The sequence below is a fragment of the Chitinophaga sp. genome, assembly GCF_036566945.1.
Lineage (GTDB): Bacteria > Bacteroidota > Bacteroidia > Chitinophagales > Chitinophagaceae > Chitinophaga.
The window spans coordinates 1-3544 of record NZ_DATCVJ010001029.1 but is presented as its reverse complement, the minus strand read 5'-3'; the positions used below and the strand labels follow the sequence as shown (position 1 = coordinate 3544).

The following is a 3544-nucleotide window of genomic DNA, read 5'->3' as shown; positions in this document are numbered from 1 at the left end:
CCCCAATCACTCCAGTCAGCAAAATGAATATACCCTTTATTAAACATGTATTCAAGTGGCCATCCATTGAAAATCATTTGTTTAAGGTGATCCCTCCACTTATTTATTGGATGTCTACAAAAGCTGGCCTCTGAAATATACAAGTCATAGAAGTGTTTATACTTTAGAAACACTTTGTAATCCGTTGGTAGTCTGTGTCCCAATTGTGTTTCAACGCTTTCAATTTCGACCTCAGTGACTTTACTGGCAATCGGAAGCCAGAATAATGATTTTTCTTTTGGATCTTGGTTGGGGGCAATCATTTCGATTTCTACCCCCGAAATCGAATTGATACCATTATCGATACATTCCTGTAAGTAGGTGTCTACAATTTCTTTAATGGCATGGTCATGGGGCATAATCATCTTTTAATTGGTTAAAATTTGTGGAGCAAATTCGGGTGCGTGTTTTTGTTGGCTGATAAATGTAATGTATTATTTGGATGCAAAGCGGGGCATGTGTTATGTAAGCTTAAGTTTGGACGTGACCACTATTGTAAAGCTAGTCATGGAGTAGGAATTTCCCGCTTCGCAGAAATCCGCAAGATAACAGGTTGTATCACAACCTGCCTTTTTAGAGCTTCCCCTCCGAAGTCGGACGCCGGTTTTACCCCTTTAAAATTTTGAGAGGTAAAGGTTATTATTCAACATTTGATTAGTTTCGGATAGATAATTCCACGCTTCGCTGGAATCCGCAAGATGTTCGGTTGTGATACAACCGAGCTTTTTAGTGCTTCCCTCCTAAGTCGGGAAGCTATTTGACCTATATCAAAATTCCATTAGGTCAAGGGTATCAGTAAACGTTTAATTATTTTCGAATTATTAAATAACCCTAATAATTTAAAAAGCAAGTGTATGAATGAAAATGTGAGTAATGAAAATGCTATGGCCTCTTTGTCGTTTCCCTTTGGCTCAGGCCAATTTTGGCAGCAGGTTAGAGTAATAATCCGCGAAGAATTGTTTGCTGGTAAGAACAGCCCCACTAAGATTGTTGACGAAGCTGGTAGTTTGCTTCATAAGCCTGTCTATAAGATGGCGGAAGTATGTGAGTTATTCCAGATAACCCGCCAAACAGTGTATCATTGGATAAAGATTGGCAGATTAAAGCGCTATAAAATTAGATCGCGTGTTTTCTTTTTGAGGGATGAAGTCTGGCAGTTATTTCAGCAGGAAAGTAATACTGAGAAATAGATATATAAAGTGTGTTATCCTGTGAAGCTGAAATCGAATAGTTCCTTGGGATGAACATCCAGTCCTTTGGCTAGTGCATAGATTACCGATAGCGTAGCTGCATGCTCCCCATTGATTACGCGATAAACCTGCTTTGTTTCAATATTGCCATGGGCGGCAACCTCTTCTGGGGTCTTTTTCTTAGACTCCAGAAGTTTTTTGAAGTTTTGACCGAAAGCTGTTATATATGCTTGATTTTTAGTTTTCACCTGCTCAAGGTCCTAAACCCGTCAAAAATAAAATTGTCAAATTTGACAAAATGAGAATTATTTACTACTTTAGCATTAAGAATATATTTTTGCGATTCTTCAATACAAGATATTGTAAGCAATTCGCTTTTTAAGTCTCGCTTTTGAAACCTGAGAATCTTCAATGCCACGAGACGACGAAGTGGATGGCTCGCGTTTATGCGCGGGCCCACTTTTTCGTGGCATGGGCTTCTCAGGGCCTCAAAAGCGAAGGGTGGGTACCGCGCTTTTTTATGCCTAGTCTTCGCGCCCACTTTTAATAAAACACATACTTTGATAAGAGATTTATCGGCTGTCACCAGCTGATAAAGGATTTGTATTGCCTGTTCAGAACTGTTTTTATTCACTTTAAATATTCTGTTATGGAGAATCTATTAAGCATCTTAAATCAAATTACAGCGTGTGGTACCTCGGATGGCTTCATTGAGGTTTGCGAGTATGAGTTATCTAATGTCATTGGCAGTAATACTGCTGACAGCTGGACAGGGAATCAGCGGGCCGACTTTATGATGTTCTATGCTTTGTTTAGAACTAATATCATTGCGGCTTTTAATATCCGTGATGCCCTACGAAGGGAAGAGGTTGCGGATTTAACGCTAGCGTTGGTCAATGAGTTGGAAAGTAACTTTTATGAATTATCCAGTTTTCAGTCAGGTATTGAATTGCAGGAGCTGGAAAGCGCATTGGATCAATATATATCCATACTGGTCGATGGCGACAACGGGATTGATGGAACAATAGCGGCTATTACAGGCAATTATTTCAAGACTTTTTTCCTGACACTCCACACATTAAACCTTGAGGACAGAATCAGCAACGTAAAAGCTAATAACAGTAACCTTTCAAACTTCATTTATGAGTATTAAATCCCAGCCAGTAAACATTTTGCTTGACCTGCATACTAAGTTTTCTAAGCTGCCTGTTCTTTTTAGGGAGCGTGTTTGTGAGGAATGTAACTATAGCACCCCTACGTTCTACAGAAAAATGAGGGGAATGGATAGGCGGGTTGAGGACAAGCTCGTACAGGCTTTAAGTAAGGCCGAAAAGGAGAAGATCCGTGAGCTTGCCGAGGAGGTGACCAATGGCTTGTTTACCTCCATTTTCGGGGTCAAAGAAAAGTAACTCAATATTTTTGCATAATATGGACCGAATGACAATGGCGCTTGATTCTTCTTGCGCCATTTCTGTTATGGAGCGTTGAATGCGAAGCATGAAAAGTTTAGGGGTTTTGGTATTACCAAAACATAGCTGGCAGCACCAATTTATCATGATGCTAAAAAGCCGCTAACCTCTTGGAAGGTTGTGGACAGTACTTAATGTAAAAAGTAGGCAGTTGATTTTAGATAAATCGCTAAACTTTAGATGTTTAAATATTTTGTGTATATTGTCTATTATGTACCCAATGTTTTATTAATTGAAATAATTCCATTTTATCCCTTTTAATTAAATACCTCATGAGTAATCTTGAAAGTTTTTTGTCCCTCAATAAGTATTCAAAAAAAGTTAGCGAGACGGAGCACATCAATTTGGAAAATTTGTGGGGAGATGATACGTTTATTTGCAGGGTTCCTATTTCAACCGATTTTGAACCTATAAAGAGTGTAGAACTTCCCTTGGAGTTAAGTGCAATTTATCATCAAGACAGTGAGCTAATAGAGTTTATATACGCGACGGTTCCGTTGACTACAGAGCATATTGGAAGGAAATTCAAGTTTTATTTTAATGAAATTGAATTTGAAGCCTACTTTGGTACGCCAAGTTCGGCACTAAAACTTCTAGCTAGTGGATTTCGCGAAGCAAGCAATAAATCTGAAACTGATTATAGGAATCTTCGAATGTTTCGTGATTTTTATAAAGCTGATTTGCAAACAGAATCCATGAAGAGATTTTTTAAGGATAAGACTCCTCTTTCCTTTTATGTACAAGGAAATTTTTCAAAAATAAAAAAGGATTTCGTTAATCTTGCGAAGCATTTAAATTTTTATATGAGATATTATGATAGGAAGACACCTATCATTTTAATTTTTG

Annotated in this window: 6 protein-coding genes; 4 read left to right on the top strand and 2 right to left on the bottom strand. The window is 38.1% G+C overall.

The annotated features are described in order from the left end of the window. Positions 1–398: SMI1/KNR4 family protein (locus VIP81_RS30950; protein ID WP_331971164.1), on the bottom strand; the 398-nt coding region annotated here is incomplete at its 3' end. 495 nt (positions 399–893) lie between these two features. Here VIP81_RS30950 and VIP81_RS30945 point away from each other — a divergent pair. Beyond that, entirely contained in the window at positions 894–1229 is a 336-nt protein-coding gene (locus VIP81_RS30945) for a helix-turn-helix domain-containing protein (RefSeq protein WP_331971161.1), read from the top strand. Between the two features lie 14 nt (positions 1230–1243). Here the strand turns inward: VIP81_RS30945 and VIP81_RS30940 are convergent, their stop codons facing one another. Then, on the bottom strand, positions 1244–1477 hold the full coding sequence (locus tag VIP81_RS30940) for a helix-turn-helix transcriptional regulator (RefSeq protein ID WP_331971158.1): 234 nt from the start codon (positions 1475–1477) through the stop codon (positions 1244–1246). A gap of 401 nt (positions 1478–1878) precedes the next feature. Between VIP81_RS30940 and VIP81_RS30935 the strand changes: the two genes are divergently transcribed. From VIP81_RS30935 to VIP81_RS30925, 3 genes are all read left to right on the top strand, one after another. Further along, entirely contained in the window at positions 1879–2382 is a 504-nt protein-coding gene (locus VIP81_RS30935) for a hypothetical protein (RefSeq protein WP_331971155.1), read from the top strand. After that, positions 2372–2638, top strand: a complete 267-nt coding sequence (locus VIP81_RS30930) for a hypothetical protein (protein WP_331971152.1) — start codon at positions 2372–2374, stop codon at positions 2636–2638. Before VIP81_RS30935 ends, VIP81_RS30930 begins: the two co-directional genes overlap by 11 nt. A 332-nt stretch (positions 2639–2970) precedes the next feature. Then, positions 2971–3544 (top strand): hypothetical protein (locus tag VIP81_RS30925; RefSeq protein WP_331971149.1); only part of this gene is annotated, 574 nt, incomplete at its 3' end.